This window comes from Microvirga sp. 3-52, from assembly GCF_018383585.1.
In the GTDB taxonomy this organism is placed as follows: domain Bacteria; phylum Pseudomonadota; class Alphaproteobacteria; order Rhizobiales; family Beijerinckiaceae; genus Microvirga.
In genome coordinates, this window is sequence record NZ_JAHAMK010000024.1 from 39,201 (window position 1) to 64,196 (window position 24,996).

A 24,996-nucleotide genomic window follows, 5' to 3' on the forward strand; every position below is an offset into this window, starting at 1 on the left:
CTCAACAGCATCGGGATGGCCGGGTCAAGCCCGGCCATGACGTGGAGAGGCGTTCCGGCACCGTGTTCCGATGACGATCGCGGATTCTCTCGCGCCGCCCGGCACGACGCCGGTCGAAACTCCGCACGCGGAAAGACACTCGGACCGAAAGCAGACCAAAACCACTTCACCCCCCACGCGCACCCATTCTCAACGGAGCCCTTACGCAGGAACAAATCATGAACATGTTCGACCAGATCACCGAGGCCGTCATCCGGCGCGGGGATCTTGCCCATCTTGCCCTGTTCGTCTGGGCGAGCGGGGCGTCCGCTTTGCTTGCCATGACCTTGCGCGATCTGTTCGCGGCCAATCGCCGGTTCGACGCGTTCGTGCGCGAGCTGTCCCTCTTCAATCGCCGCCATTCGGGAGATCTTCCATGACACGCCCTCTTGCTCGAACGCCGCGCAGGCCGAAGGCCACGCGCGACGGACAGAGCCGCGCCACGCTCGTGTTCCGCGACTTCGTGCGCCAGCTCGAGAAGCTCGACGCCAAACCAAGAACGGCAGCCCGCGGGGCGGCGCGATGAAGCCCGGCATCGCCACCATCCACGAGCGGAAGTTTCTCGCCGAGCCGCTGAAAGCCGTCGACGGGGACGGCGTGTTCGAGGGCTATGCGAGCCTGTTCGGCGAGGCCGATCTCGGCAAGGACGTGGTCATGCCGGGGGCGTTCTCGGACACCTTGAGAAAACGCGGCGCCACGGATGTGCGGCTGCTCTGGCAGCACGATCCGGGCCAGCCCATCGGGCGCTGGCTCCTCATCGAGGAGGACCGGCGCGGCCTGCGCGTGCGCGGCAAGCTCAACCTCGCCGTGGAGCGGGCGCGGGAGATCCACGCCCTCATGCGCGAGGGGGCCGTCGACGGGCTTTCCATCGGCTTTCGCGTCGAGCGCGCCCGCGCCGAGCGGCCCACCGGCCTGCGCCGGCTGGAGAAGCTCGACCTGTGGGAGATCTCCGTCGTGACCTTCCCGATGCTGCCCGACGCGCGGGTCGCAACCGTGAAGGCCACGGGGCCGGAGCTCGCCGCCAGCATCCGCAAGGCGACGGTGCGATTATTGTCCTGAACCTAGTCCGTGGGAGCGCGTTAGATGAACGCCCGCACGATTGCGGATACGGCGGGCCCTGTCCTGAGGGAGAGGTGTCTGTGTTCCGTTTGTCTCGGGAGGTTTTGATGAAGAAGCTCGCTTTCGTCGCGCTCCTCGGCCTGGCGGCCGCAGCCTGCACCACCACGGAAGAACGGGTCGGCGGCGCGGCCGTCGGCGCGGGCGTCGGGGCGGTTGCAGGCCCGGTCGGCGCGGTGGCCGGCGGCGCCATCGGGGCTGCGACCGGACCGGCCGTGTCCGACACGGTGCAGTCCAATACGCGGCGCGCTCGCCGCCGCTAAAGCGGCAAACGCTGCCTGTCATGAGCGCACCGTGCAGCGCCGTACTCTCCTTCGTCATCACCAGGCTTGTCCTGGTGATGACGAACGATTGACGCGCCGCGCTCTTCCGATCGGGATGGCCCGGTCAATCCCGGCCATGACGGGCGAGGGGCGTCCAGAGCTGCAATCCCGACGCGCAACACCCTCAAGATTTCCCCTCCCGGGGAAATAAACGGGCCCGCCTCCTGGCGGGCCTTTTTCGTGAAAACCTGTTTGAATCGATTGATTGATATGATCCCCATTGTAGACACCAAATCCGCTTCCGACGATGTCGCCTCGGCCTTCGAGGATTTCGCCCGTGCCTTCGAGGCGTTCAAGGACGCCAACGATACGCGCCTGTCCGAGATCGAGACGCGGCTTTCGGGCGACGTGGTGACGGACGAGAAGCTCACCCGCATCGACACCGCCCTTAACGACGCCAAGCGTCGCCTCGACCGTCTCGCCCTCGACCGCTCGCGTCCGCACCTGGGCAGCAGCGCGGATGCCGTGCGCGACCCGGCCCAGGCCGAACACAAGGCGGCGTTCCATTCCTATATCCGCTCCGGCGAGGCATCGGGCCTGAAGCGGCTCGAGGAGAAGGCTCTGTCCGCCGGCTCCGGCCCGGACGGCGGCTATCTCGTGCCCGACACGGTCGAGAGCGAGGTACTGCGCCGTCTCTCCGCGGTCTCGCCGATCCGCGCCATCTCGTCGGTGCGGGTGATTTCCGGCGGCCAGTACAAGCGCGCCTTCTCCACCGCCGGCCCGGCGACGGGCTGGGTCGGCGAGACGGCGGCCCGCCCCCAGACCGCGAGCCCGACGCTCTCCGAGATGAGCTTCCCGGCCATGGAGCTCTATGCCATGCCGGCCGCCACCCAGACCCTTCTCGATGACGCGGTGGTCGATATCGACCGCTGGATCGCCGAGGAGGTCGAGGCGGCTTTCGCCGAGCAGGAGAGCACCGCCTTCGTGACGGGCGACGGCGTCAACAAGCCGAAGGGATTTCTCTCGGCCGACACCGTCGAGGAGGAGGTCTGGGAATGGGGCAAGCTGGGCGTGGTACGCACCGGCGGCGCGACCTTCCGGCCGACAATCCGTCCGACGTGCTGGTGGACCTGATCTATGCGCTGAAAAGCGGCTATCGGCAGAACGCCTCCTTCGTCATGAACCGCAAGACGCAGAGTGCGATCCGCCGCTTCAAGGACGACAACGGCCAGTATCTCTGGGCGCCGCCCGCAAGCCTCGGCCAGACGGCCACCCTGATGGGCTTCCCCGTGGTCGAGGCCGAGGACATGCCGGACATCGCCGCGAATGCATGCGCACTCGCCTTCGACGATTTCAAGCGCGGTTACCTCATCGTCGACCGCGCCGGCATGCGCGTGCTGCGCGATCCGTATTCCGCGAAACCTTACGTGCTGTTCTACACCACCAAGCGCGTGGGCGGCGGCGTGCAGGATTATGCGGCAATCAAGCTGCTGAAGTTTTCGGCTTGAGAGGCTCGCTCATGGCGAGGCCATGGGGAGAGGCCACGGGACATCCCACTCGTCACGTCATCACCGGCCTCGTGCCGGTGATCCCGATGCGAGAGGCGCGGCGCTTCACATCATCGGGATGGCCGGCACAGGGCCGGCCATGACGCGGTGGGAACAGTTCCCGGCAGCCGTAGGCCGGGAAGGGGATCCACTCACACGCTCCCTTGCTTGAAGTCCCTCGCTGCGCTTCGGCGGGGAATGAAAGGCGGCACGGTGATGGCCTCAATTGCCCGTCCATGCGCCGTTCATGGCCGCGAGGCCGCGCATGGTCGAGGCGATCCAGCCGAGATGCTCGACGATCGGAGTGACGGCCGTGAGGCCGCCGCAGGCGCTCGGCTGACGGCTGCGCAAGGGGCCGCTCGACCAGCTCGTGATGCCGTAGAGCAGATAGCCCGATTGGGTGGCGGCCAGGATCGGCCCGCCGGAATCGCCCCGGCAGGCGCCGGCTCCCGCCGTCTCGGCGAGCCGGTTTCGATCGACGACGATCAGGACACGGTTCGACACCTCGATGGGGCCCAGCGATACCAGGTTGGTCTGTCGAAGCGTCCGGGCCGTGCGCCTCGCCCGCTCCGACAGCACGCCGAAGCCTGCGATCGTCACGCCGTCGCCCACGTCGATCCGACCGGCCGCAGCCGGATCGAGGGCCAGAAAGTCGGGGCCGAGCGGTCGATCGAGCTTGACAAGGGCGAGATCGATTCCGGGCTGGGTGCGCGGCGTCGTGCCGGGCACGAAGGTGGGATGGATAGAAAGCGCGGCGACGTTGAAGCGCTGCTGCCTGAAGGCGCGGTTGAGGGCGGTGACCCGGTAGGCCGCCCGGTCCGTCATGCAATGGGCGGCGGTGAGCACGAGATCGGGGGCGACCACCACACCGGAGCAGAGTTCGCCGGTGGAGCTCTCGATGGACACCACGGACCGGCGCAGCCCGTTCGGATCGCGCGAGGTGGCGCCTTGCAGGATGGCCCACGCGGGAGTGGCAACAAGGGTGAAGACGGCAAGAGCAAGGGTTGGCAGCGCGCGCATGGAATGATGATGCCGTGTGGGGGAGGGATTTTTTAAGGCAAGGACTTGGCCGTCAGGATAGTTCCGTTCCCTTATGGATATCTAGAGCGTTGGACGTGAAAATGCCCTTCGCTGTTCGCGCCCGTGGCAGATTCGGAATTGCGTTCGGCTCATCATCGTCCACAGGCGGCATCCCATCCGCCTCGTCATGACCGGCCTCGTGCCGGCCGAGAACGAAACCCACCACGTCATGGCCGGCCTTGTGCCGGCCATCTCGACCCGTGGAGGCGCGGCGGGTCAATCCATCGGGATCACCGGGACGAGCCCGGTGATGACGTCGGAGGGTACGAAGGCCGGGGATGACCGGGCGGGAACGGTGATGACGCGGTGGCGAAGGACACGGTCCTGGGTCACACCCTCTGCTGTCATGGCCGGGCTTGACCCGGCCATCCCGATGTGAAGAGCGCCGTACTTCTCCTAACCGGGATCACCGGGACAAGCCCGGTGATGACGAGGGAGAGAATGATGACGAGGGAGAGGATCATGTCGGTCATCATCGATCGCAGCGCATCGCGGATGCTCTAATCGGCGCTCCACGATGCGGCGCGATTCCAGCCTTTCAGGATCCGGTCGATCCATGCGCGCTGAGGGCCGACGAGGATGCCCTGGGTCACGCCTCCGCAGCTTCTGCCTTTCTCCGGCGACGACCAACTCGTGATGGCCGCGACGGTCGTTCCGGACATCATCGGCCCGCCGGAATCGCCCTGGCACGCACTCGCCGTGCCGGACCCTTCGGCCCAGAGCAGAATGCGGCTGGGGCCATAGGGCTCAACCGCCGTCAGGGATGCGGTGCGGAAGGTGCCGGAGGTCTTGGCGTCGCCCTCGCGGGACAACCCATAGCCGCCGACGAGTACAGGATCGTTCTCCGCGACTTTCGCCGTGGTGAGCGTCGCCCGCTCGAAGCGGGCGGGCAGGGACTCGGGGATGCGCAGCAGGGCGAGATCGACGGAGCGCTGCCGCGTCTCGATGGCTTTGGCGTTGTAGCCGGGATGCACCGCCTTCGCGGCGGGCGCGATCAGCACCGGCTCGCCGGTCTCGTCACGAAAATGCACCCGATGCTCGGCGGCGCCCGTCACGCAATGGGCGGCGGTGAGCACCACGTCGCGCGCCAGCACCACGGCGCTGCAGACGCCGCCGCTCGAACTCAGGACCATCACGCTCCGGCGGGCCAGGGGACCTTCGTCCTCGGCGCCGCCGACGATGGCATTCGCCTGCGTCGCCATCAGCGGCAGGGCAAGACAGAGCATAACCAGACGTTGCATGACTCATAAGGATTCCTGTTCAAGATGATTCCCATATTCATCAGCGGCCCCGCCGTCGAGCCCATAACGCTCGAGGCGATGAAGGCCTATCTTCGCGTCGACGTCGACGACGGTTCGCAGGACGACCTGATTGCGGGGCTCATCAAGGCGGCCCGCCTCATGGTCGAGGCGGCATCGCGGCGCATCCTGATCGAGCAGCACTGGCGCGTGGTGCTGGATCGCTGGCCCATCGGCGGAACGATCCTGCTGCCGCTGTCGCCGCTGATCGCCGTCGACGGCATCACCGTCACGGATGCATCGGGCAACGTCACCGATGTCCCGGCGAGCGTCTTCGAGACGGACACCTTGAGCGATCCGCCGCGCATCGCGCTCGCCGGAGCGCCGGAGCCCGGCAAGCCGAAGCACGGCATCTCCATTGCGCTGCGGGCAGGCTTCGGCGCCGCACCGGAGGCGGTGCCGGCCACGCTGAAGCTCGCGATCCGCATCCTCGTCGCCCATTGGTTCGAGAACCGGGGCGACGTGATCGGCGAGCAGATCCTCCCGCCCGAAGCCGTCGCCCTCGTGGCGCCGTTTCAGCGGATGCGGCTTTAGGCGCCACCATACTCTCCTCCCCCTTGTGGGGAGAAGTTGGAGGTGGGGGTGTGAGCGCTAGCCTATGAAGGTCAGGCGCCGACACCCCCACCCTTAATCCCTCCCCACAAGGGGGAGGGAAATGCGCATCATTTTTGCATCCCGTTGCCCGAAGTGCCGATGACGGGAGCGCTCTTCAATTGTTGGCAAGCATCTTCATGAGAACCAAACCCATTCCCATCGGCGCGCGGGCGCGCCGGTTCGTGCTCGAGATGCCGCTCGAGCGGCCCGACGGTTTCGGCGGCGTCATCCGCACCTATACCTCCGGTCCCCAGCTCTGGGGCGCGATCGAGATGCTCTCGGGAGCCGAGCGCGTGCGCGCGGACCGCCCCGAGCAGAGCCTGACGCACCGCATCACCCTGCGCTATCGCGAGGGCCTGACCGGCGCCATGCGCCTGACCTCGGGACCGCGCCGCTTCGCCATCCGCGCGGCCTCCGATCCGGACGGATCGAAGCGCGATCTCGTCTGCCTCGTCGAGGAGATGCGGGCATGACGAGCCCCGTTCTCGCCTTGCGCCGCGCGATCCTGGACACGGCCGCGGCGGATGCGGAGCTGCGTGCGCTCATGGGTGGATCTTTACGCCTCTACGACGAGCCTCCGCGCGGCGCCGAGCCGGTCTATGCCCTGTTCTCCGATGTGCGCGCGACGGATTGGTCCACCGATCACGACCGTGGGCACGAGCAGAATCTCGGCATCGCGGTCTGGTCCGAGCGCGGCGGCGCGCGCACGGCGCTTGCCGTCGCCGAGCGCCTCGACGCGCTCCTCGACGATGCGCCGCTGCTGCTCGACGGGCACCGCCTCGTCAACCTGCGCGTCACGGAGCTCGCCTCCGAACGCGACAAGGACAGCGGGCTCAGCCGCGTCACCCTGCGCCTGCGCGCGGTGACGGAAGTGGCTTGAGGGATTGCACCGTCCCACGTCATGGCCGGCCTTGTGCCGGCCATCCCGATTGTTTGAAGCACTGCGCTCTTCCAGTCGGGATCACCGGCACAAGGCCGGTGATGACGAGAAGAGGATGTGAGCTCGCCTCCGTGCACATCTGGTTTTCTCTCACACAACAAAGGACATCCCATGCCTGCTCAGAAGGGCAAGGACCTGCTCATCAAGATCGGTGACGGCAGCAGCGGCTTCGTCACCGTGGCGGGCTTGCGCACGCGCCAGATCGCCTTCAATGCCGAGACCGTGGACGTGACCCACGCCGAATCCGCCGGGCGCTGGCGCGAGCTCCTGGCCGGCGTCGGCGTGCGGCGCGCGTCGATCTCCGGCTCCGGCGTGTTCAAGGACGAAGCATCCGACGCGCGCATGCGCCAGGTCTTCTTCGACGGTGACATCCTCACCTATCAGATCGTCATTCCCGATTTCGGCCGCGTCGAAGGCCCGTTCCAGATCACGAGCCTGGAATACCGCGGCGACCATGCGGGCGAGGTGACCTTCGAGATGGCGTTCGAGTCGGCGGGTGCGCTGGCGTTCGTGGCGCTGTGAGCGCGCATCCGGCTGCTTCAACGACACTGGCTCTCCACATCATCTCCGGCCTTGTGCCGGTGATCCCGATTGGAAAAACACGGCGCTTCACATCTTCGGGATGGCCGGGACACGCCCGGCCATGACAGTGAGAGAATGCTCCAATCAGAAAGAAAAAATATGCCCAACAGACGACGGGGCGAGGTGGCGCTGCAGCTCGGCGACACGCGCTATACCCTCTGCCTGACCCTCGGTGCGCTGGCGGAGCTTGAGGACGCTTTCGGCGTCCAGGATCTCATGGGGCTCGGCCAGCGCTTCGGCACGGGCGGCCTGTCGAGCCGCGACCTGCTCACGCTGCTCGCCGTCGCCCTGCGCGGCGGCGGCCATGCGCTGAGCGACGCGGCGGTGGCGAGCCTGCCGCTGCATGACGGGATCGAACCCGTGGCCGCAGCTCTCGCCGATCTCCTCGTCACGACCTTCGGCGGGGGCGAGGGATCGCTAAACCCTCCGGATCCGCAGGATGCGAGCCGCACGCCTTCCCCTGGGACGACGCGCTGACGCTCGGCCTGAGCATCCTGCGGTGGAGCCCTGACATCTTCTGGCGCGCGACGCCGCGTGAGCTGAGTGCGGCGTGGGAAGGGCTGTGCGGCGGTCGCAAGATCGGGCCGGCGCTGAGCGGCGATCTCAGGCGATTGATGGAGGCGTTTCCGGATGGCGACAGGATCAGGGATACAGCGATTGGCTGAAGACGACTCCATTGCGCCTGAGGCATTCGACTTCCAAATCTTCCTTCATTTCTTCCCGGCCGCGGGAGGGGGCGCGTCCGGCGACTGCATCGCTCGCCTCCTCGCGGCATGAGGTCGAAAGACGTTTCCACTGTTCGTCCGGCATCGTCACTCTTCCGACGAACGTTGCACCTTTTAGTTCGGCGCACATGATGTAGATCTGTCTCCAGGTATAGGAGACGGCGGTCTTCGGGTTGGCAGATGCGGTCGCCTTCTCGGCTTCGTAAGCGCATTCCTTTTCAGCGCGGCTCCACTCAGTCGAGCTGAGTCCAGGTGTTTTGAATACCGTTCTCGTGGGAGGGGTGCTCACACAGGCAGCCTCTGAACCCAACAAGAGCGCCGCGAGAACGATCCTGATCCATGGAGCAGAAATCGTGGTTGAAACAAAGCCCGTCGCGAACGTCGGTGACACGCAAACCGAAGACCGCAAGCGCCAACTTAACACCCTCATCGGCCTCTCCGAAAAGTTCGGCGACTCCCTGTCCAATGCTTTCGCCAAGAACATCGCGGAAGGCAAGAAATTTGATAACGTTCTGAAATCCGTGCGCCAATCCCTTGTGGAAACAGGGTTGCGCCTGGCGCTGGCGCCCCTGCAGATGGCCCTGAGCCAGAGCGTCAAGGGGATGATGACGGGCTCGCTCGAGGGTTCGCTGCCGCTCGACGGCGGCGGCCTCCTCGGCGGTCTCACCAAGGGGCTGGGCTCGATCCTCGGCTCGCTCTTCGGCGCCGGAGGCTCTGCCTTCGCGCAAGGCGGCGTGCTCTCGCGCGGCATGGTGATGCCGCTCGCGCAAGGCGGGGTGATCGGCGCGCCGACCTATTTCCCGCTCGGGCGCGGGCTCGGCGTCATGGGCGAGCAGGGCGCCGAGGCGGTGATGCCGCTGGCGCGCGGGCCGGACGGGCGGCTCGGCGTGCGCTCAGGCACTGGAGGGCGGCCGGTCTCGGTGACCGTGAACGTTTCGACGCCCGATGCGGAGAGCTTCCGCCGGTCCGAGGCGCAGGTCTCCGCCGCGCTCGCCCGGGCCGTCGCGCGCGGCCAGCGCGGGATGTAGGCCTTCGTGGGCATGTCGCACGTCATGGCCGATCCGGTGAAGCGCGGCGTCTCAAGCCATCGGGATCACCGGCACAAGGCCGGTGATGACGTGAGAGGGTGTTATTCCTGGGGCTGCTCTCCAAGGATCGCGCTCAGCCGCCCGCCCCGTCGAGCATCGCCATGATCTCGTCCTTGATCCGAAGCCGGCGGCGCTTGAGCTCCTCCTCGACCTCGTCGGGCTTTGGCTCCACCCGGGTCTCGATCCGGTGGATCGTGCGGTTCAGTTCATCGTACTCGTCATAGAGCCGCGAGAAGTGATTGTTGCTCGTCTTGAGCTCGTGAATCCGGTCACGCTTGTCGGGGAAATCGTCCGCGAGGTCGTTGGGAGCATTGCTCATCGCCTGCTGGCTCCTTGTTGAATGGCGTTTCGCGACGTCAACGCCACCCTCATTCTTTCGTTTCAAGAACATGGATCGACCATGGCCTCCGATTTCCACGAGGTCCGCTTTCCGCTCGATGTCAGCCTCGGCAGTCGGGGCGGACCGGTGCGGCGGACCGATATCGTCACGCTCGCCTCCGGCCGCGAGCACCGCAACAGCCGCTGGGCCGGGTCCCGCCGCCGCTACGATGCGGGCCTAGGGATCAGGACCGTCGATGCGCTGCATAGCGTGATCGCCTTCTTCGAGGAGCGGCGCGGCAGACTCTACGGCTTCCGCTTCCGCGACCGGACCGACTGGCGCTCCGGCCCGCCCGCCAAGGAGCCCACGCCCCTCGACCAGCGCATCGGCACCGGCGACGGGCAGAGCGCGGGCTTCCCGTTGGTGAAGACCTACGGCGCGTCCTTCGCGCCTTACAGCCGCCCCATCGCCAAGCCCGTGGGCGGGACGGTCCGGGTGGCGGTCGACGGGATCGAGCAGGCGGTCGGATCGGGGTTCAACTGCGACCCCGCGACGGGTCTCGTGACCTTCACGGCCGCTCCACCTGCGGGCGCCGTCATCACAGCCGGGTTCGCCTTCGACGTGCCGGTGCGCTTCGACACGGACGAACTCGACATCGACCTCTCCACCTTCGACGCCGGCGGCATCCCGCAGATCCCGCTGATCGAGATCGTTCCTTAGGCATCCTGTCATCCCCGGCGAGCGCAGCGAGGGAAGGGGATCCATGGCGTCGAGCACGCGGGTGGATTCCCTTCCCTTCCGCTTCGCTCCGGCCGGGAATGACACCGTCATGACACCCCATCGTCACCGGCCTTGTTCCGGCCATGACGGAGCAGGGGTGAGATCTCGGTATCCACCACAAGGACACTCATGCGCACCATTCCGCAGAACCTCGCCGCCCATCTGGCGGACGGGGCGACGAATCTCTGCCATTGCTGGAAGCTCACCCGCCTCGACGGCACCGCCTTCGGCTTCACCGATCACGATCGCGATCTCTCCTTCGCGGGCACTCTCTATGCGGCCCGAACCGGGCTCGAGGCCGCGGAGGCGACGGCCGAACTCGGCTTCGCCGTCGGTGGCGGCGAGGTCTCCGGCGCCCTCGTCTCCGCAGGGCTCACCGAGGACGATATCGCCTCGGGCCTCTATGACGATGCGGGCGTGGAAACCTGGCTCGTCAACTGGGGCAACGTGGAGGAGCGCCTGCTCCTCGATGTCGGCTCGATCGGCGAGATCCGTCGCGCCGACGGCGGCTTCGTCGCCGAGGTGAGGGGGCTCATGCATCGTTTCGACGAGGAGCGCGGGCGCCTGTTCCGCGCCACATGCTCGGCGGATCTCGGCGACGAGCGGTGCGGCATCAATCTCTCCTCGTCGGCATATTCCGATTCCGGCACCGTCACGCGCACGGACGGGGCGTTGTCCATCGCGGCCTCCGGCATCGGCTTCTCGGACGGATGGTGCACGGCAGGCCGGCTCACCTGGACGGGCGGCGACAATGCCGGCCTGTCGGTCGAGATCAAGGTGCATCGCGCGACCGGCGGCACGGACGAGTTCGACCTGTGGCAGCGCGCGCCTCGGGCCATTAAGGTCGGCGACACGTTCCGGGTCACGGCGGGCTGCGACAAGACTCATGCGACGTGCCGGGCGAAGTTCAGGAACGCCGTGAACTTCCGCGGCTTCCCGCACATGCCCGGCAACGACTTCATCATCCGCATGCCGCAACAGGGCGAGCCGGGCCTCGACGGCGGCAGCTTTTTTCGGTGAGGCGCCACTTTTCCCTCGCCCTCGCCGAGAGGGGCAGGGGTGAGAGTGTTGTGACTTGGTGAAACCTTCCCGTCATGGCCGGGCCTGACCCGGCCATCCCGATGCTGTGAAGCGCAGCGCTTCAACGTATCGGGATCACCGGCACAAGGCCGGTGATGGCGTTGGAGGGAGGGTGGAGGACTTTTCGGTTGCAAGCGATTTTGAACATGCCCCAACCCCACATCATCCTCGCCGAGGCGCGCTCCTGGATCGGCACGCCCTACCGCCATCAGGCGTCGCTCAAGGGCGTCGGCTGCGACTGCCTCGGGCTGCTGCGCGGAGTCGGGCGCGGCGTCATGGGCGAAGAGCCCGAACTGCCGCCGCCGTACTCGCCCGACTGGGCTGAAGCCGGAGCCGACACTCTGCTCGCCGCCGCGCGGAAACATCTCGTCGAGATCGCGTGCGATGAGTTTGCCGCAGGCGATGTGCTGCTCTTTCGCTGGCGCGATGCCATGCCGGCGAAGCACTGCGCGATCGCAGCCTCGCCCGACACCATGATCCACGCCCATGACGGCGCATCGGTGGCCGAGGTCGCGTTCCGCCCCTGGTGGCGGCGCCACCTCGCTTACGCCTTTCGCTTTCCGGACAAACCATAATGGCCACAATCGTTTTACAAACCGTCGGTGCCGCGGTCGGCGGCATGATCGGCGGCCCCATCGGGGCCATGGCCGGGCGGGCCCTGGGAGGGCTCGCGGGGGCCGCGATCGACAACGCGCTGTTCGGCGGCGACAACACCAAACATGTCGAGGGTCCCCGCCTCAAGGACATCGACGGGCTCACCTCCACGGAAGGGGCGCCGATTCCGCGTGTCTACGGCCGCGCGCGCATCGGCGGCCAGCTCATCTGGGCGACGCGGCTCGAGGAGGTGGTGAACACGAATGTCGACCGATCCAATCAGGGCGGCAAGGGCATGGCCGGGCCGAAGACCGTCTCCACCACCTATTCCTATTTCGCCAATCTCGCCGTGGGATTGTGCGAGGGGCGCATCGCCTTCATCCGCCGCGTCTGGGCCGATGGGTGCGAGCTCGATCTCAGCACCATCACCATGCGCGTGCATGCGGGCAGCGAGGCGCAGAGCGCCGACCCGCTGATCGTCGCCAAGGAGGGCGCCCAGAACGCACCGGCCTATCGGGGCCTCGCCTATGTGGTATTCGAGCGCCTGCCGCTCGCGGATTTCGGCAACCGCGTGCCGCAATTCTCCTTCGAGGTCGTCCGTCCCGCCGACGGCCTCAACCGCATGATCCGGGCGGTCTGCCTCATCCCCGGGGCGAGCGAGTTCGGCTACGACACATTGCCCGTGACGCAGGTGCTCGATCTCGGCAGGACCCGGCCGGAGAACCGGCATCAGATGCGGCGCGACACCGACGTGGCGGCATCCCTCGATGCCCTCCAGGCTCTCTGTCCGAACGTCAAGCGGGTGTCGCTGGTGGTGAGCTGGTTCGGCGACGATCTGCGCGCGGGATCCTGCCTCATCGAGCCGCGCGTGGACGTGAAGACCAAGACCAGTGACGGCGCCGCCTGGTCGGTCGCGGGCCTGACACGGGACGGCGCGAAGGCGGTGTCCCTCGTCGACGGGTCTCCGGCCTATGGCGGCACGCCCTCGGACGAATCCGTCGTCCGCCTGATCAGGAACCTGAAGGCCCGTGGCCTGGAGGTGGTGCTCTATCCTTTCGTGATGATGGACGTGCCCGGCGGCAACGACCTGCCTGACCCTTACGGCGGCGCGGGCCAGCTGCCCTATCCCTGGCGGGGGCGCATCACCTGCCATCCCGCGCCGGGGAGGAGCGGATCGCCCGACGGAACGGGTGCGGCCGCCACGCAGATCGAGCCATGGTTCACGCGCACGGCAGGGTTCAACCGCATGGTCGTGCATTATGCCAACCTCGCTGAAGAAGCCGGCGGCGTTCACGGCTTCATTCTCGGGAGCGAACTCGTCGGCCTCACCCGCGTGCGCTCGTCGTCGGGCGTGTATCCCGCCGTCACGAAGCTGAAGGCGCTCGCAGGGCAGGTGCGGGCCATCCTGCGTTCATCCACGACCATCGTCTATGCGGCGGACTGGACGGAATACGGTGCCCATGTGCTCGATGGCGGCGCCGAGGTGCGCTTTCCCCTCGATCCGCTGTTTGCCAGCGACGACATCGATGCGGTCGGGATCGACTATTACCCGCCGATCTCGGACTGGCGCGACGGCCCCGACCACGCGGACCTGCCTGCGGCACGCAGCATCTACGACGTGGATTATCTGCGCGCGCGGTTGGGAAGCGGCGAGGCATTCGACTGATACTACGCCAACGCATCCCAGCGGGCCGCGCAGGCGCGCCGGCCCATCACCGACGGGGCCTACGACAAGCCCTGGATCTTCCGCGCGAAGGATCTCGTGTCCTGGTGGTCAAACCGGCATGTGGAGCGCGTGAACGGCGCCGAGATCGGATCGACGTCCTGGCAGGCGAAATCGAAGCCGATCTGGCTCACCGAAATCGGCGTGCCGGCGGTCGACAAGGGGCCGAACGGCCCGAACGTGTTTCCCGATCCCAAGTCGTCGGAATCCGCCTATCCGCCGTTCTTCCGCGGCGTGCGCGACGATCTCGCCCAGGCGCGGACCCTGGAGGCCATCCTCTCGCGCTTCGACCCGGCCCAGAGAGGCTTTTCATCCGAGTACAATCCTTCGTCACCGTCCTACGGCGGACGGATGGTCGACCCGGACAACGTGTTCGTCTGGGCCTGGGACGCAAGGCCGTATCCCGCCTTTCCCGATTTCGACGCGGTCTGGGCCGATGGCGGCAACTGGGAAACCGGCCACTGGATCACCGGCCGGATCGAGGGCGCGACGCTCGATCGCCTGCTGGCCCGCATCCTGCGCGATTTCGGCTTTGCCGATCCCGGTGCCATCCCTGTCGACGGTTTCGTGGACGGCTACGTGATCGACCGGCCCATGTCGGTTCGCGCGGCGCTCGAGCCTCTGCTGCGCCTCTTCGGCATCGATGCCGTCGCGCGCGGCGGCGGCATCGCATGGCAGGGGCGCGGCGGCCGGGCCATCGTGCATCTGACGAAGGACGATTTCGTGCTCGGCGACAAGGAGCCGTCGCTCAAGCTCACCTGGGCACAGGAAACCGAATTGCCGCAGCAGGTGGAGATCGGTTTCACGGAAAGCGATACGGATTACCGCCGGGCTTCCGTGGCATCGCGGCGCCTGTCCGGTTCGAGCCGCCGGGAGGCGAGGGCGGACAGCGCCGTCGTCACCCGCCGCGCGGAGGCGCAGCGCCTCGCCGATACCTGGCTGCAGGATCTGTGGGCCGGGCGCGAAAGCGCCGAGTTCGAGCTCTCGCCCCGGCGGATCGAGCTGGAGCCCGGCGACGTGATCGCGGTTCCGACCGATGCGGGTGGAAAGCTCCATCGCATCACGCGCATCGCCGACGGCCCGACGCGGAAGGTCAGCACGCGGGCCGTGGAGCCCGCCGTCTTCGAGCGGCCCGGTTCCTCGATCCCGCGGCCAGTCCGGCGTCCGCCGCCGGTGCCCGGCAAGCCGGCCGTCGTCGTGCTCGACCTAGCGGCGGCTCTCGGCGATCCCGCGCCTCTGCAATACGTCGCGGTGGCGGCCGATCCCTGGCCGGGCGCCATGACGATCTGGCGCTCCGGCAGCGGCGCGAGCTTCACGCCGTACCGCATCATCGATCTGCCGGCCGTGATCGGGCGAACGAAGACGGCGCTCGCGCCGGGTCCGCTCTGGCGCTGGGATCCGCGCGCCGTGCTCGATGTGGAGATTTCCTCGGGCGCCTTGAGCGCCATCGACGACGAGGCTGCGCTCGTGGGTCGAAATCTGTTCGCGCTGCAGGGCACGAACGGCCGATGGGAAATCGTCTCCGCCGCGCGAGCCGAAATGATCGGCGAACGCACCTATCGTCTCTCGCGCTTCCTGCGCGGCCTTGCCGGATCGGAGCCCGAGGCCGGGCGAACGGTGCCGGCGGGATCTCTGCTCGTGAAACTCGACGAGGCCGTCGTGCCGCTCACCAGGAGCCTGCAGGATCTCGGCCAGACCTGGCGCTACCGGATCGGCCCCTCGGGCCGGGACCACGCGGATCCTGCGGTCGCGGAGATCGTCGCGACGGTCGGGTGGGATGCGCTCAAGCCGTTGAGCCCGGTGCATCCTTCAGCCCGTCGGGACGCGAGCGGCATTCGCCTCGACTGGCTGCGCCGCACGCGCCGCAACGGCGATGGCTGGGAGGCCGTCGACGTTCCTCTGGGCGAGGATGCGGAGCGCTACGAGATCGACATCCTCAGGAGCGGCGTGGTCGTGAGAACGCTCACGAGTGCGCAGCCTTCCATACTCTATGGCAGCACCGAGGAGCTTGCGGATTTCGGCGAGCCTCAATCGTCGCTCAGCCTCCGCATCGCGCAGATGAGCGCCGTCGCCGGACGCGGTTTCGAGCGGCACGCGACGGTGGCCGTACTCTGATCGGGATCCTTTCCTCTCCTCCAGCTCGCCGGGGATGACACCCGCCTCGTCATGGCCGGCCTTGTGCCGGCCATCTCGATCCTGTGAGGCGCGACGCTTCAGTCCATCGGGATCACCGGCACAAGACCGGTGATGACGTGAGAGAGGTGCCATCGTCCCCGGCAAGTCCCTGCCGATTTTCTTTCCTTCATCAGAGCCAATAACCCGATGTCATCAACACCCCACCTTTCCCTGCCGCTCCTCGCCGCGGCGCAGGCGCAGAAGCATGTCACCCACAACGAGGCTCTCGCGGCGCTCGACGCGCTCGTGCAGCTTGCCATCAAGGAACGCAACCGCGCCGCGCCGCCGGCATCGCCTGCGGAAGGCGACCGCTTTCTCGTCGGCGCCGGCGCGACCGGCGCCTTCGCGAACCAGGAGGGCAACATCGCGTCGTTCGACCTCGGCGCATGGCGCTTCTTCACGCCGCGTCCCGGATGGCTCGCCTATGTGGAGGCCGAGGACCTGCTCGTCCTGTTCGACGGGAGCGAATGGAGGGCAGCCGGCTCGGTCCCGGAAGCGCTCGACAATCTGGATCGGCTCGGGCTCGGCACGACGGCCGACGATCTGAACCGCTTGTCGGCGAAGCTCAATGCGGCTTTGTTTGCGGCACTGGGAGTTGAGGAGGGGGGAACGGGCGATCTGCGCTTCGTGCTCAACAAGAGCACCGAATCCGGCGTCCTGTCGCAGCTCTATCAGCGGGGTTTCAGCGGGCGTGCGGAAATGGGCCTGATCGGCAGCGACGATTTCGGCATCCGGGTCTCGGCCGACGGGAGCCAGTGGCGCGATGCGCTGCGGGTGGACCGCCGCACGGGCGTGGCGTCGTTCCCTGGCGGTATCACCAACCTGCCGGGACCGAACCTCCTGATCAATTCCGCCTTTCTCGTGAACCAGCGCAAGTTCGCCGGCGGAGCGCTGGGTGCGGGCGTCTTCGGCTTCGATCGCTGGAAAGGCGGGCCGGGCGGCTGTACGCTCGGTCTCGCACCGGACGGCAGGATCACGCTGTCCGGTGCGCTCGAACAGATGGTCGACGGGACCCAGGCCGCCGCCGAGATCGGGGCCGCCAGTTTCGCAGGCGTGACTCTGACCCTCTCGGTCGAGGATCCCTCGGAGCCTCTGCCTGTCATGATCGGCTCGAAAGCCGCGACGATTCCGGCAGGTTCCGGCCGGTGCTCGGCCAGCGTGACCCTCGACGGGACCGAGACGGGCGACATCACGGTGCGGCTCCAACCCGCCGGCACGTGTTCCTTCAAGCGCGTGAAGCTGGAGGTCGGGGCGCATGCAACCCCCTGGACGGGCGTGTCGCCCGACATCGAGGAGCTCCGCTGCCGGCGCTATTACCAGCGCCTCGGCGTCAGCGGCGGATCCCCTGCGGTGCTGGGCGCGCTCGGGCAGCGCTTTGCCAGCAACAACATCGATATCCCCTTGACCCTGCCGGTGCTGATGAGAGCCGATCCGGTCCTGTCGACCAGCGGGTTCTCGTGGTGGAACGGACCTCCCAACGGCAATCAGATCGGCTTCTACAGCAACAGCGGAGCGTCCTGGGTGGCGCTGGCAGGAGCCCTGGCCGTGACGACGCTCACGGCGGCCGGCGCATCTGGCATCGTTCTCCGGCTTCAGGCCGGCGCCACCTTCAGCGGCGCGTCCGGAGCCGTCGGCCTCCTCTATCTGGGCAACCTGGCCTTCATCGCCCTGCAGGCGGAACTGTGAGGAAACGCGCATGACCGCTGCTCCATCGCGCTTCGAAAGAGCCGTCCAGCATGTGCTGAGGCATGAGGGCGGCTTCATTCAGCACCCCCGCGATCCGGGTGGGGCGACCAAGTTCGGCATCACCCGCGAGACGCTCTCCCGGGCGAAGAGGCGCCCGGCATCCGTCAACGACGTTCGCCGCCTGAGCCGGAAGGAGGCGATCGCCATCTACCGGCAGCACTATTGGGATGCGGTGCGCGCCGATGAGCTTCCGCCGGGACTCGATCTCGCCACGTTCGACCTGGCGGTCAATTCGGGTCCCACCCGGGCCGTGAAGATGCTGCAGACGGCTCTCGGGGTCGAGGCGGACGGGGTCGTCGGACCGGTGACCCTGAATGCCGCCCGCGAAGCCGACGTCCCGCAGGCCATTCGCCGCCTCACGAAAGCCCGCCTCGGTTTTCTCGGCCGCCTCGCCACCTGGCCGGTCTTCGGCCTCGGCTGGCGCAGGCGCGTTCTCGCCGTCGAGCAGGAGGCTCTCCGGCTCGCATCCCTTCCATCCTCGTCATCAAGGAATGTTTGACATGTTCGATACCAAGACCATTCTCGCCAGCCGTACCGTCTGGGCCAACCTGATCGGCCTTGCGGCCCTCGTTCTCGGCCTGTTCGGCTTCGACGGCTCGGCCCTCGCCGCGGGCGCTTTCGAGGAGGCGTTCGTTCAGCTCGTCGCAGCGGCAAGCTTCATCGCCTCGACGATCTTCCGGATCGTGGCCACGAAACAGATTCTGAATTAGAAGCATTTGCAAAGGGATGGGGCCGGTCTTGCCGCACGGGGCCGGCCTCGGGAGCATTCAGAATTTGTTCAGTGCGGCAAGGGCATGGTCGCTTCATGCGTCTGGTTTGGCTGGTCATAGCGTTGTGGGGCATGATGGGGGTGGCGTTCGCGCAGAGCGCGGCGGCCGCCCTGAAGAATTGCCTTCCCCCGCGCGAGATGCAGGAGGCCGTTGCCGCAAAAGGCGTTGTCGCGCCGGCGTCCGCCGTGATGACGGCGCGGCGCCAGGTACCGGGGGCGGACGTGGTCCGGGCCAGCCTCTGCCGCAACAGCGATGCCCTTGTCTATGTGATCATGGTCTTGCAAAAGGATGGTCGCATCGTGCAGGTGATGATCGACGGCTCCTCCGGGCGTGTGAAATCGGTCCATTAGAGAAAGCTCGAACCGTGCGCCTACTCGTTGTCGAGGATGACAGAACCCTCAATAAGCAGATCGTGACTGCCCTTGAACAGGCAGGCTACGCGGTGGATGCCGCCATGGACGGCGAGGAAGGGCAGTTCCTCGGGGAGACCGAGCCCTACGACGCCGTCATCCTCGACCTCGGCCTGCCGAAGGTCGACGGCGTTTCCGTCCTGACCGCGTGGCGCCGCGAGGGGCGCAAGACTCCCGTGATCATCCTCACGGCCCGCGACCGCTGGAGCGACAAGGTCCAGGGATTCGACGCGGGCGCCGACGATTACGTCACGAAGCCCTTCCACATGGAAGAGCTTCTTGCCCGCGTCCGTGCGCTCCTGCGCCGCTCGGCCGGCCACGCCACGAGCGAAATCGCCTGCGGGCCCGTGAAGCTCGATACCCGTTCGGGCCGTGTGGCCGTGGACGGCAACCCGGTGAAGCTCACCTCCCACGAGTACCGGCTCCTGTCCTATCTCATGCACCATACTGGCCGCATCGTCTCGCGGGGCGAGCTGACCGAGCATCTCTACGATCAGGATTTCGACCGGGATTCGAACACCATCGAGGTCTTCATCGGCAGGCTTCGCAAGAAGCTCGGCGTCGACATCATCCAGACGGTTCGGGGCCTGGGCTACCTCCTCGACGCGAGCCAGACCAAGACGTGACCGGCCTGTCGCCGCTCGTGCGCCGCTTTGCCAGCCGGCCCATCGCGGTCCGCCTGGCGGTCTCTTCCGTCTTCTGGAGCTTCGTGATCCTGCTGATCGCCGGGCTCATCCTGTCGACGCTCTACCGGGACAACACGGAGCGCGCGTTCGACCAGCGCCTCCTCGTCTACGCCAACACGCTCGCCTCCAACCTCGTCGGACCGGGCGACCCGGACCGGGATCTCGGCCCCATCGGCGATCCGCGCTTCGAGCTGCCCCTGTCCGGCTGGTACTGGCAGGTGGCGCGGCCCAATGCGGTGCCCGGCGAGATCCGCTCCTCGAAATCGCTGTTCGGCGGCCAACTGCCGAATCTCGCCTCCGGCGACAACCGATTCGGGCAGATCCGCCGCGGCTACGGCAGGGCGCCCGACGAGCGCTCCCTGCGCATCATCGAGCGGGATATCGATCTCGGCGAGGATGGACGCTACATCATCCGGGTCGCGGGTCCAGCCGACGAGATCGATGCGGCCGTGCGGGATTTCATCTTCGCGCTCACGGTGACCTTCGCACTCCTCGGCATCGGCCTAGGCTTCACCACGCTGCTGCAGATCCGCTTCGGCCTGCGGCCGCTCGCCAATCTCCGCAGCGCGCTCGGGGCGATCCGGCGGGGCGAGGCGGAGCGGATCGCGGGCGAATATCCCCGGGACATCGCCCCGCTCGCCGGCGAGCTGAACCTTCTCCTCGATACCAACCGCGAGATCCTGGAACGCGCCCGTACGCAGGTGGGCAATCTCGCCCATGCGCTCAAGACGCCTCTCAGCATCATCATGAACGAGGCCGAGAACGCGCCCGAGGATGTCGCCGCACGGGTCCGCGAGCAGGCGACGACCATGCGCGATCAGGTCAACTACTATCTCGACCGGGCCCGCGCGGCGGCGCTTGCGGGGACGCTCGGAACGCTCACCGAAGCCGAGCCCGTCATCGCGGGCCTCGCCCGTACCTTCGCCAAGATCTATCGCGACAAAGATCTCGCGGTCGAACTGGCCATCCCGCCGGATCTGCGCTTTCGCGGCGAGAGGCAGGACCTCGAGGAGATGGCGGGCAACCTCATCGATAACGCGTCCAAATGGGCCGCGCGCAAGGTGGAGGTGTCGGTCGAGATCGTGCGCGAGGACGACCGGCCCCGCTTCCGCCTGCTTATCGACGACGATGGGCCTGGTTTGCCGGAGGCGGCCAGGGAGGACGTGCTCAAGCGCGGCCGCCGTCTCGATGAAACGAAGCCCGGTTCGGGCCTGGGGCTTTCCATCGTCAGTGACCTGGCGGCCCTTTATCGCGGCTCCTTGAGACTCGACGCTTCGCCCATGGGCGGCCTCAGGGCCATCCTGGAACTCCCCGGGGATAGGAGTTCGACCTAGGGACATTTACGCGTGACACCGTGCCACCGTCGTGCTTGAGGGTCAGACGCGATATTTAGGATTTTATGGTGATCTGGGTAATCCTCCTGGCAATGACGGCGGCAGCCGTGATGGCGGTGCTTTGGCCGCTGTCGCGTCACTACGCCGTGACGCGGCAGGCGGACCCTGACACGCAGTTCTATCGTGAGCAGATCGCCGAGATCGACCGCGACCAGGCGCGCGGCGTGCTTCTGCCCAGCGAGGCCGAAGCTGCCAAGGCCGAGGCCGCTCGTCGCCTTCTGCGGGCGACGGGCCCCCACCACGGGCATTTCGCGGCCGTGGGAGAGCCGGCCCTGCGCCGCCGCCGCGCCGCCTCGACCCTGGCTCTGTCGATCATCCCGATCCTCGCGCTCGCGACCTATGAGATCTACGGTTCGCCGCAGATGCTGTCCGGGCCGCCCGCGGCGCAGATGCCGCAGCAGGCCGGCAATGTCGACCTCATGACGGCGGTGGCCCAGATCGAGAGCCACTTGGCAAAGAATCCACAGGACGGCCGCGGCTGGGAGGTGATCGCCCCGGTCTACATGCGCATGGGCCGCATCGACGATGCCGTGAAGGCGTACGGCGCGGCGGTTCGCTATCTGCCTCCGGATGCGGACCGGTTCGCCAGTTACGGCGAAGCCCTGGTGCTTGCCAAGGACGGCCTCGTCTCCGGCGAGGCGCAGCAAGCCTTCGAGCAGGCGGTCAAGCTCGATGCGGCGTCGCCGAGAGCCCGCTTCTATCTCGCCCGCGCGGCTGTGCAGGATGGGCAGATCGAGAAGGCGAAAGCCGCCTATGCGGAGCTGCTCTCCACATCTCCCGCGGATGCTCCCTGGGTCGGGGCGGTGCAGCAGGAACTCGCCTCGCTCGGCGCCCCGCAGGCGGCGACAGGCCCGGCGGGCGAACCCCGGATCGGACCCGAGGCGATTGCCGGCATGGTGGCGGGCCTCGCCAGCCGCCTGGAGGCGCAGGGAGGCACGGCGGAAGAATGGGCGCGACTGATGCGCTCCTATGCGGTTCTGGGCCAGCGTGATAAAGCCATGGCCGCAGCCCGGCGCGCCCGAGAGGCGCTGGCGCAGGACAACGCCGCCTTGAAGACCATCGACACGATGGCGCAGGAACTGAAACTGACCGACGCTCAGCCATGACGAGAAAGCAACGCCGCTTGACCCTGATCGGAATCGCAGGATGCGTCCTCGCGGTTGCGCTCGGTCTCGTGCTCTACGCCATGAACGACACGATCGTGTTCTTCAATTCGCCGGCCGACATCCAGGCGAAGAACGTGCAGCCCGGCACGCGCATCCGCCTCGGCGGCCTCGTCAAGGAAGGCTCGGTTCAGCGCAATTCCGACCAGCAGATCACCTTCGAGGTCATGGATGCGCAGGCGGCGATCCAGGTGAGCTACAAGGGCCTGCTGCCCGATCTGTTCCGCGAAGGGCAGGGGGTCGTGGCCGAAGGCGTGCTCGTCAGTCCGAGCGTGTTCCGGGCCGATTCCGTTCTCGCCAAGCATGACGAGAACTACATGCCCCGCGAGGTGGCCGATACCTTGAAGAAGCAGGGCCACTGGCAGGGCGAAGCCAATGCTTCGCCCAAGACGCAGTAGCAAGGGAGAATCCTCGTGTTGGTCGAGGCTGGACATTTCGCACTTGCGCTGGCCCTTGGGTTGTCCCTGATCCAGTTCGTCGTGCCGCTCTGGGGTGCACGCGCGAACGACCCCGTCCTGATGGCCGTTGCGCCCACGAGCGCACTCGCCGTGCTGGCCTGCATTGCGTTCTCGTTTCTTGCGCTGACCTTCGCCTATGTGAACTCCGATTTCTCGGTGCTCAACGTCGTCCAGAACTCCCATTCGGCCAAGCCGCTGATCTACAAGATCTCCGGCGTGTGGGGAAACCACGAGGGCTCCATGCTGCTCTGGGTGCTGATCCTCGCTCTCTTCGGCGGCGTGGTGGCGCTCGCGAGAAACAGCATCCCCATGCGGCTGCAGGCGAATACGCTCGCGGTTCAGGCTTCGATCACCATTGCCTTCCTGCTCTTCATTCTCACGACCTCGAATCCCTTCACGCGCGTCATTCCGGCACTGCCGGAAGGACAGGATCTCAACCCGCTGCTGCAGGATCCCGGTCTCGCGATCCATCCGCCGCTGCTCTACATCGGCTATGTGGGCTTCTCGATTTCCTTCGCCTTCGCCTGCGCGGCCCTGATCGACGGGCGCATTGATGCGGTCTGGGCCCGGATCGTGCGCCCCTGGACCCTCGGCGCCTGGGCTTTCCTGACGCTCGGCATCGCCATGGGCTCCTACTGGGCCTATTACGAACTCGGCTGGGGCGGCTGGTGGTTCTGGGATCCGGTGGAGAACGCCTCGCTGATGCCCTGGCTCGCAGGCACCGCGCTCATGCATTCCACGGTCGTGATGGAAAAGCGCGACGCGCTGAAGGTCTGGACGATCCTTCTCGCCATCCTGACCTTCTCCCTGTCGCTGCTCGGCACCTTCCTCGTCCGCTCGGGCGTGCTCACCTCGGTGCATTCCTTCGCGGTGGATCCTGAGCGCGGCACCTTCATTCTCGGCATCCTGATCCTGTTCATCGGCGGATCGCTGGCGCTTTTCGCCTGGCGCGCGCCCATGCTCAAGCAGGGCGGCCTGTTCGCGCCGGTCTCCCGCGAGGGCGCGCTCGTCCTCAACAATCTCTTTCTCGCCACCGCCTGCGCCACCGTGTTCATCGGTACGCTCTATCCGCTGGCGCTCGAGGTGCTGACGGGCGAAAAGATTTCGGTCGGCGCCCCGTTCTTCAACTTCACCTTCTTGCCGCTGATCGTTCCGCTGCTGCTGCTTCTGCCGCTCGGTCAGACGCTCGCCTGGAAGCGCGGCAACTTCCTCGGCACGGCCCAGCGCCTCTATGCGGTGTTCGGCATCGCGCTTCTCGCCACCCTCGCCATGTTGGCATTCCAGCACGGCGGGCCCGTGGCTGCGCCGCTCGGAATCGGCCTCGGGATCTATCTGGTTCTCGGCTCCATCAACGAGATCGTCACCCGGTCCTGGTCCAGGGGCGCTCCACTCCCCGTCGCCTGGCGAAAGGCGAGGGGCCTGCCGCGCTCGGCCTGGGGCACGTCCATTGCCCATGCGGGCGTCGGCCTCACGGTCATCGGCATTGCCGCGACGGCCTGGGGCGTCGAAGCCATCGGCAGCCTGAGGCCGGGCGAGCGGCTCGGGGCGGGCGACTATGAGGTGCGGCTCGAGCAGGTCACGCCGCGCATCGAGGCCAATTACCGGGAGGATGTCGCCGTCCTGACGGTCCTCGGCGCCGGCCGCGAGCTCGGCACCATCGAGACCATGAAGCGGCTCTACGTGACCCGTGGCATGCCCACGACGGAAGCGGGAATCCTGACCACGGGTCTCGGCCAGGTCTATGCCAGCATCGGCGAGGTGCAGGCGGACGGGTCCATCGGCATGAGACTCTATCACAAGCCGCTGGTTCTGCTGATCTGGATCGGCTCCCTCGTGATGGCCGCAGGAGGGACCCTGTCGCTGACGGATCGGCGCCTGCGCATCGGCGCTCCGGCTCGCGCGAAAGTCGCGCCGCCGGTCGCCGTTCCGGCCGAGTAGGCGATGCGCTTCGTTCTCGCTCTCATGGCGGCGCTTCTGTTCGGCGGTCCGGTCTTCGCCGTACAGCCGGACGAGGTGCTCAAGGATCCGGCCTTGGAGAAGCGCGCCCGCGAGATTTCGGCGGGGTTGCGCTGCCTCGTCTGCCAGAACCAGTCCATCGACGATTCCGACGCGCAGCTCGCCAAGGATCTGCGGCTCCTGGTGCGCGAGCGCCTGGTGGCCGGGGACACAAACCAGCAGGTGGAACATTTCCTCGTGCAGCGCTACGGCGAATTCGTGCTGCTCAAGCCCACCTTCGGAACCCATACCCTGCTGCTCTGGCTGACGCCCGCTCTCGTCCTGATCCTCGGCGGCATCGGCGCCTACGCGGCCATGCGACGCCGGCCGCGGCCGGCCGCTGCACTCGATGCCGAGGAGCAGAGGGCGCTCGAGGATCTGCTCAAGCGCGATCAGGGCGCTTGAGCGCACGCGACAAGAACAGGCGGAAC

At 67.1% G+C, this 24,996-nt stretch carries 29 protein-coding genes and 2 pseudogenes; 27 read left to right on the top strand and 4 right to left on the bottom strand.

Annotated features, from left to right (window positions below):
• Positions 1-218: 218 nt before the first annotated feature.
• The 5 genes and pseudogenes from KHP60_RS17445 to KHP60_RS17465 all read left to right on the top strand — a co-directional run bounded on the left by KHP60_RS17445 (position 219) and on the right by KHP60_RS17465 (position 2,926).
• Entirely contained in the window at positions 219-419 is a 201-nt protein-coding gene (locus tag KHP60_RS17445; protein ID WP_213565604.1) for a hypothetical protein, read from the top strand.
• Positions 416-565: a hypothetical protein gene (locus KHP60_RS17450; RefSeq protein WP_213565605.1), complete on the top strand. Its 150-nt coding sequence runs from the start codon at positions 416-418 to the stop codon at positions 563-565. The genes KHP60_RS17445 and KHP60_RS17450 overlap by 4 nt, the downstream gene beginning before the upstream one ends.
• Complete coding sequence (locus KHP60_RS17455) at positions 562-1,098, top strand: HK97 family phage prohead protease (protein ID WP_213565606.1); 537 nt, start codon at positions 562-564, stop codon at positions 1,096-1,098. The genes KHP60_RS17450 and KHP60_RS17455 overlap by 4 nt, the downstream gene beginning before the upstream one ends.
• Before the next feature lie 107 nt (positions 1,099-1,205).
• Positions 1,206-1,418, top strand: a complete 213-nt coding sequence (locus KHP60_RS17460) for a hypothetical protein (protein WP_213565607.1) — start codon at positions 1,206-1,208, stop codon at positions 1,416-1,418.
• A gap of 270 nt (positions 1,419-1,688) precedes the next feature.
• Positions 1,689-2,926, top strand: a pseudogene (locus KHP60_RS17465) (phage major capsid protein).
• A 261-nt stretch (positions 2,927-3,187) separates the two neighbouring features.
• On the opposite strand, the gene KHP60_RS17470 reads toward KHP60_RS17465, so the two are convergent.
• Entirely contained in the window at positions 3,188-3,985 is a 798-nt protein-coding gene (locus KHP60_RS17470) for a trypsin-like serine protease (RefSeq protein WP_213565608.1), read from the bottom strand.
• A 187-nt stretch (positions 3,986-4,172) separates the two neighbouring features.
• Between KHP60_RS17470 and KHP60_RS17475 the strand changes: the two genes are divergently transcribed.
• Positions 4,173-4,424: a hypothetical protein gene (locus tag KHP60_RS17475; RefSeq protein WP_213565609.1), complete on the top strand. Its 252-nt coding sequence runs from the start codon at positions 4,173-4,175 to the stop codon at positions 4,422-4,424.
• 121 nt (positions 4,425-4,545) lie between these two features.
• On the opposite strand, the gene KHP60_RS17480 is transcribed toward KHP60_RS17475, so the two are convergent.
• Complete coding sequence (locus KHP60_RS17480; protein WP_213565610.1) at positions 4,546-5,286, bottom strand: trypsin-like serine protease; 741 nt, start codon at positions 5,284-5,286, stop codon at positions 4,546-4,548.
• Positions 5,287-5,310: 24 nt separating this feature from the next.
• Between KHP60_RS17480 and KHP60_RS17485 the strand changes: the two genes are divergently transcribed.
• From KHP60_RS17485 to KHP60_RS25875, 6 genes are all read left to right on the top strand, one after another.
• On the top strand, positions 5,311-5,877 hold the full coding sequence (locus KHP60_RS17485; RefSeq protein WP_213565611.1) for a head-tail connector protein: 567 nt from the start codon (positions 5,311-5,313) through the stop codon (positions 5,875-5,877).
• Between the two features lie 197 nt (positions 5,878-6,074).
• Positions 6,075-6,410: a phage head closure protein gene (locus tag KHP60_RS17490; protein ID WP_213565612.1), complete on the top strand. Its 336-nt coding sequence runs from the start codon at positions 6,075-6,077 to the stop codon at positions 6,408-6,410.
• The gene (locus tag KHP60_RS17495) at positions 6,407-6,817 is read left to right on the top strand and encodes a DUF3168 domain-containing protein (protein WP_213565613.1); all 411 of its coding nucleotides are present in this window, start codon (positions 6,407-6,409) and stop codon (positions 6,815-6,817) included. Before KHP60_RS17490 ends, KHP60_RS17495 begins: the two co-directional genes overlap by 4 nt.
• 171 nt (positions 6,818-6,988) lie before the next feature.
• The gene (locus KHP60_RS17500; protein ID WP_213565614.1) at positions 6,989-7,399 is read left to right on the top strand and encodes a phage major tail protein, TP901-1 family; all 411 of its coding nucleotides are present in this window, start codon (positions 6,989-6,991) and stop codon (positions 7,397-7,399) included.
• A 159-nt stretch (positions 7,400-7,558) separates the two neighbouring features.
• On the top strand, positions 7,559-7,936 hold the full coding sequence (locus tag KHP60_RS17505) for a gene transfer agent family protein (RefSeq protein ID WP_213565615.1): 378 nt from the start codon (positions 7,559-7,561) through the stop codon (positions 7,934-7,936).
• 35 nt (positions 7,937-7,971) lie between these two features.
• Positions 7,972-8,124, top strand: a complete 153-nt coding sequence (locus KHP60_RS25875) for a phage tail assembly chaperone (RefSeq protein ID WP_409366296.1) — start codon at positions 7,972-7,974, stop codon at positions 8,122-8,124.
• Here KHP60_RS25875 and KHP60_RS17515 read toward each other — a convergent pair.
• On the bottom strand, positions 8,102-8,473 hold the full coding sequence (locus KHP60_RS17515; RefSeq protein ID WP_213565616.1) for a hypothetical protein: 372 nt from the start codon (positions 8,471-8,473) through the stop codon (positions 8,102-8,104). The two genes, KHP60_RS25875 and KHP60_RS17515, sit on opposite strands and share 23 nt — an antisense overlap.
• A gap of 64 nt (positions 8,474-8,537) precedes the next feature.
• On the opposite strand from KHP60_RS17515, the gene KHP60_RS17520 reads away from it, so the two are divergent.
• Entirely contained in the window at positions 8,538-9,212 is a 675-nt protein-coding gene (locus KHP60_RS17520) for a phage tail tape measure protein (RefSeq protein ID WP_213565617.1), read from the top strand.
• Positions 9,213-9,345: 133 nt separating this feature from the next.
• Here KHP60_RS17520 and KHP60_RS17525 read toward each other — a convergent pair whose 3' ends face one another.
• Positions 9,346-9,591 (bottom strand): YdcH family protein, encoded by a 246-nt coding sequence (locus tag KHP60_RS17525; protein ID WP_213565618.1) that lies wholly within the window; start codon positions 9,589-9,591, stop codon positions 9,346-9,348.
• Between the two features lie 81 nt (positions 9,592-9,672).
• On the opposite strand from KHP60_RS17525, the gene KHP60_RS17530 reads away from it, so the two are divergent.
• The 14 genes and pseudogenes from KHP60_RS17530 (at position 9,673) to KHP60_RS17595 (ending at position 24,970) form a co-directional block, all read left to right on the top strand.
• Entirely contained in the window at positions 9,673-10,311 is a 639-nt protein-coding gene (locus KHP60_RS17530; protein WP_213565619.1) for a DUF2460 domain-containing protein, read from the top strand.
• A gap of 189 nt (positions 10,312-10,500) precedes the next feature.
• Entirely contained in the window at positions 10,501-11,391 is an 891-nt protein-coding gene (locus tag KHP60_RS17535; protein WP_213565620.1) for a DUF2163 domain-containing protein, read from the top strand.
• A gap of 206 nt (positions 11,392-11,597) precedes the next feature.
• Positions 11,598-12,026 carry an NlpC/P60 family protein gene (locus KHP60_RS17540; RefSeq protein WP_213565621.1) on the top strand — a complete coding sequence of 143 codons (429 nt, stop codon included), beginning with the start codon at positions 11,598-11,600 and terminating at the stop codon, positions 12,024-12,026.
• A pseudogene (locus KHP60_RS17545) lies at positions 12,026-15,883 on the top strand (glycoside hydrolase/phage tail family protein). The gene KHP60_RS17540 and the pseudogene KHP60_RS17545 overlap by 1 nt, the downstream one beginning before the upstream one ends.
• 207 nt (positions 15,884-16,090) lie before the next feature.
• The gene (locus tag KHP60_RS17550) at positions 16,091-17,629 is read left to right on the top strand and encodes a DUF2793 domain-containing protein (protein WP_213565622.1); all 1,539 of its coding nucleotides are present in this window, start codon (positions 16,091-16,093) and stop codon (positions 17,627-17,629) included.
• Positions 17,630-17,639: 10 nt separating this feature from the next.
• Entirely contained in the window at positions 17,640-18,188 is a 549-nt protein-coding gene (locus tag KHP60_RS17555) for a glycoside hydrolase family 108 protein (RefSeq protein ID WP_213565623.1), read from the top strand.
• Position 18,189: 1 nt separating this feature from the next.
• Positions 18,190-18,399, top strand: a complete 210-nt coding sequence (locus KHP60_RS17560; protein WP_213565624.1) for a hypothetical protein — start codon at positions 18,190-18,192, stop codon at positions 18,397-18,399.
• A gap of 95 nt (positions 18,400-18,494) precedes the next feature.
• The gene (locus KHP60_RS17565; protein WP_213565625.1) at positions 18,495-18,809 is read left to right on the top strand and encodes a PepSY domain-containing protein; all 315 of its coding nucleotides are present in this window, start codon (positions 18,495-18,497) and stop codon (positions 18,807-18,809) included.
• Between the two features lie 14 nt (positions 18,810-18,823).
• Entirely contained in the window at positions 18,824-19,495 is a 672-nt protein-coding gene (locus KHP60_RS17570; protein WP_213565626.1) for a response regulator transcription factor, read from the top strand.
• Complete coding sequence (locus tag KHP60_RS17575; protein WP_311925144.1) at positions 19,492-20,889, top strand: sensor histidine kinase; 1,398 nt, start codon at positions 19,492-19,494, stop codon at positions 20,887-20,889. The genes KHP60_RS17570 and KHP60_RS17575 overlap by 4 nt, the downstream gene beginning before the upstream one ends.
• Before the next feature lie 65 nt (positions 20,890-20,954).
• Positions 20,955-22,055 (top strand): c-type cytochrome biogenesis protein CcmI, encoded by a 1,101-nt coding sequence (gene ccmI, locus KHP60_RS17580; RefSeq protein WP_213565627.1) that lies wholly within the window; start codon positions 20,955-20,957, stop codon positions 22,053-22,055.
• Positions 22,052-22,510 (top strand): cytochrome c maturation protein CcmE, encoded by a 459-nt coding sequence (gene ccmE, locus KHP60_RS17585; protein WP_213565628.1) that lies wholly within the window; start codon positions 22,052-22,054, stop codon positions 22,508-22,510. Before ccmI ends, ccmE begins: the two co-directional genes overlap by 4 nt.
• Before the next feature lie 15 nt (positions 22,511-22,525).
• Positions 22,526-24,508 carry a heme lyase CcmF/NrfE family subunit gene (locus KHP60_RS17590; protein WP_213565629.1) on the top strand — a complete coding sequence of 661 codons (1,983 nt, stop codon included), beginning with the start codon at positions 22,526-22,528 and terminating at the stop codon, positions 24,506-24,508.
• 3 nt (positions 24,509-24,511) lie between these two features.
• Positions 24,512-24,970, top strand: coding sequence for a cytochrome c-type biogenesis protein (locus tag KHP60_RS17595; RefSeq protein ID WP_213565630.1), 459 nt, complete (start codon positions 24,512-24,514; stop codon positions 24,968-24,970).
• Positions 24,971-24,996: the final 26 nt, after the last annotated feature.

Coding starts and splice junctions, on each gene's coding strand:
- KHP60_RS17445 (WP_213565604.1), top strand. CDS start 219: ATGAACATGTTCGACCAGATCACCGAGGCCGTCATCCGGCGCGGGGAT.
- KHP60_RS17500 (WP_213565614.1), top strand. CDS start 6,989: ATGCCTGCTCAGAAGGGCAAGGACCTGCTCATCAAGATCGGTGACGGC.
- KHP60_RS17455 (WP_213565606.1), top strand. CDS start 562: ATGAAGCCCGGCATCGCCACCATCCACGAGCGGAAGTTTCTCGCCGAG.
- KHP60_RS17470 (WP_213565608.1), bottom strand. CDS start 3,985: ATGCGCGCGCTGCCAACCCTTGCTCTTGCCGTCTTCACCCTTGTTGCC.
- KHP60_RS17555 (WP_213565623.1), top strand. CDS start 17,640: ATGACCGCTGCTCCATCGCGCTTCGAAAGAGCCGTCCAGCATGTGCTG.
- ccmE (WP_213565628.1), top strand. CDS start 22,052: ATGACGAGAAAGCAACGCCGCTTGACCCTGATCGGAATCGCAGGATGC.
- ccmI (WP_213565627.1), top strand. CDS start 20,955: ATGGTGATCTGGGTAATCCTCCTGGCAATGACGGCGGCAGCCGTGATG.
- KHP60_RS17485 (WP_213565611.1), top strand. CDS start 5,311: ATGATTCCCATATTCATCAGCGGCCCCGCCGTCGAGCCCATAACGCTC.
- KHP60_RS17475 (WP_213565609.1), top strand. CDS start 4,173: ATGACCGGCCTCGTGCCGGCCGAGAACGAAACCCACCACGTCATGGCC.
- KHP60_RS17540 (WP_213565621.1), top strand. CDS start 11,598: ATGCCCCAACCCCACATCATCCTCGCCGAGGCGCGCTCCTGGATCGGC.
- KHP60_RS17505 (WP_213565615.1), top strand. CDS start 7,559: ATGCCCAACAGACGACGGGGCGAGGTGGCGCTGCAGCTCGGCGACACG.
- KHP60_RS17550 (WP_213565622.1), top strand. CDS start 16,091: ATGTCATCAACACCCCACCTTTCCCTGCCGCTCCTCGCCGCGGCGCAG.
- KHP60_RS17495 (WP_213565613.1), top strand. CDS start 6,407: ATGACGAGCCCCGTTCTCGCCTTGCGCCGCGCGATCCTGGACACGGCC.
- KHP60_RS17530 (WP_213565619.1), top strand. CDS start 9,673: ATGGCCTCCGATTTCCACGAGGTCCGCTTTCCGCTCGATGTCAGCCTC.
- KHP60_RS17480 (WP_213565610.1), bottom strand. CDS start 5,286: ATGCAACGTCTGGTTATGCTCTGTCTTGCCCTGCCGCTGATGGCGACG.
- KHP60_RS17525 (WP_213565618.1), bottom strand. CDS start 9,591: ATGAGCAATGCTCCCAACGACCTCGCGGACGATTTCCCCGACAAGCGT.
- KHP60_RS17535 (WP_213565620.1), top strand. CDS start 10,501: ATGCGCACCATTCCGCAGAACCTCGCCGCCCATCTGGCGGACGGGGCG.
- KHP60_RS17490 (WP_213565612.1), top strand. CDS start 6,075: ATGAGAACCAAACCCATTCCCATCGGCGCGCGGGCGCGCCGGTTCGTG.
- KHP60_RS17560 (WP_213565624.1), top strand. CDS start 18,190: ATGTTCGATACCAAGACCATTCTCGCCAGCCGTACCGTCTGGGCCAAC.
- KHP60_RS17460 (WP_213565607.1), top strand. CDS start 1,206: ATGAAGAAGCTCGCTTTCGTCGCGCTCCTCGGCCTGGCGGCCGCAGCC.
- KHP60_RS17450 (WP_213565605.1), top strand. CDS start 416: ATGACACGCCCTCTTGCTCGAACGCCGCGCAGGCCGAAGGCCACGCGC.
- KHP60_RS17565 (WP_213565625.1), top strand. CDS start 18,495: ATGCGTCTGGTTTGGCTGGTCATAGCGTTGTGGGGCATGATGGGGGTG.
- KHP60_RS17595 (WP_213565630.1), top strand. CDS start 24,512: ATGCGCTTCGTTCTCGCTCTCATGGCGGCGCTTCTGTTCGGCGGTCCG.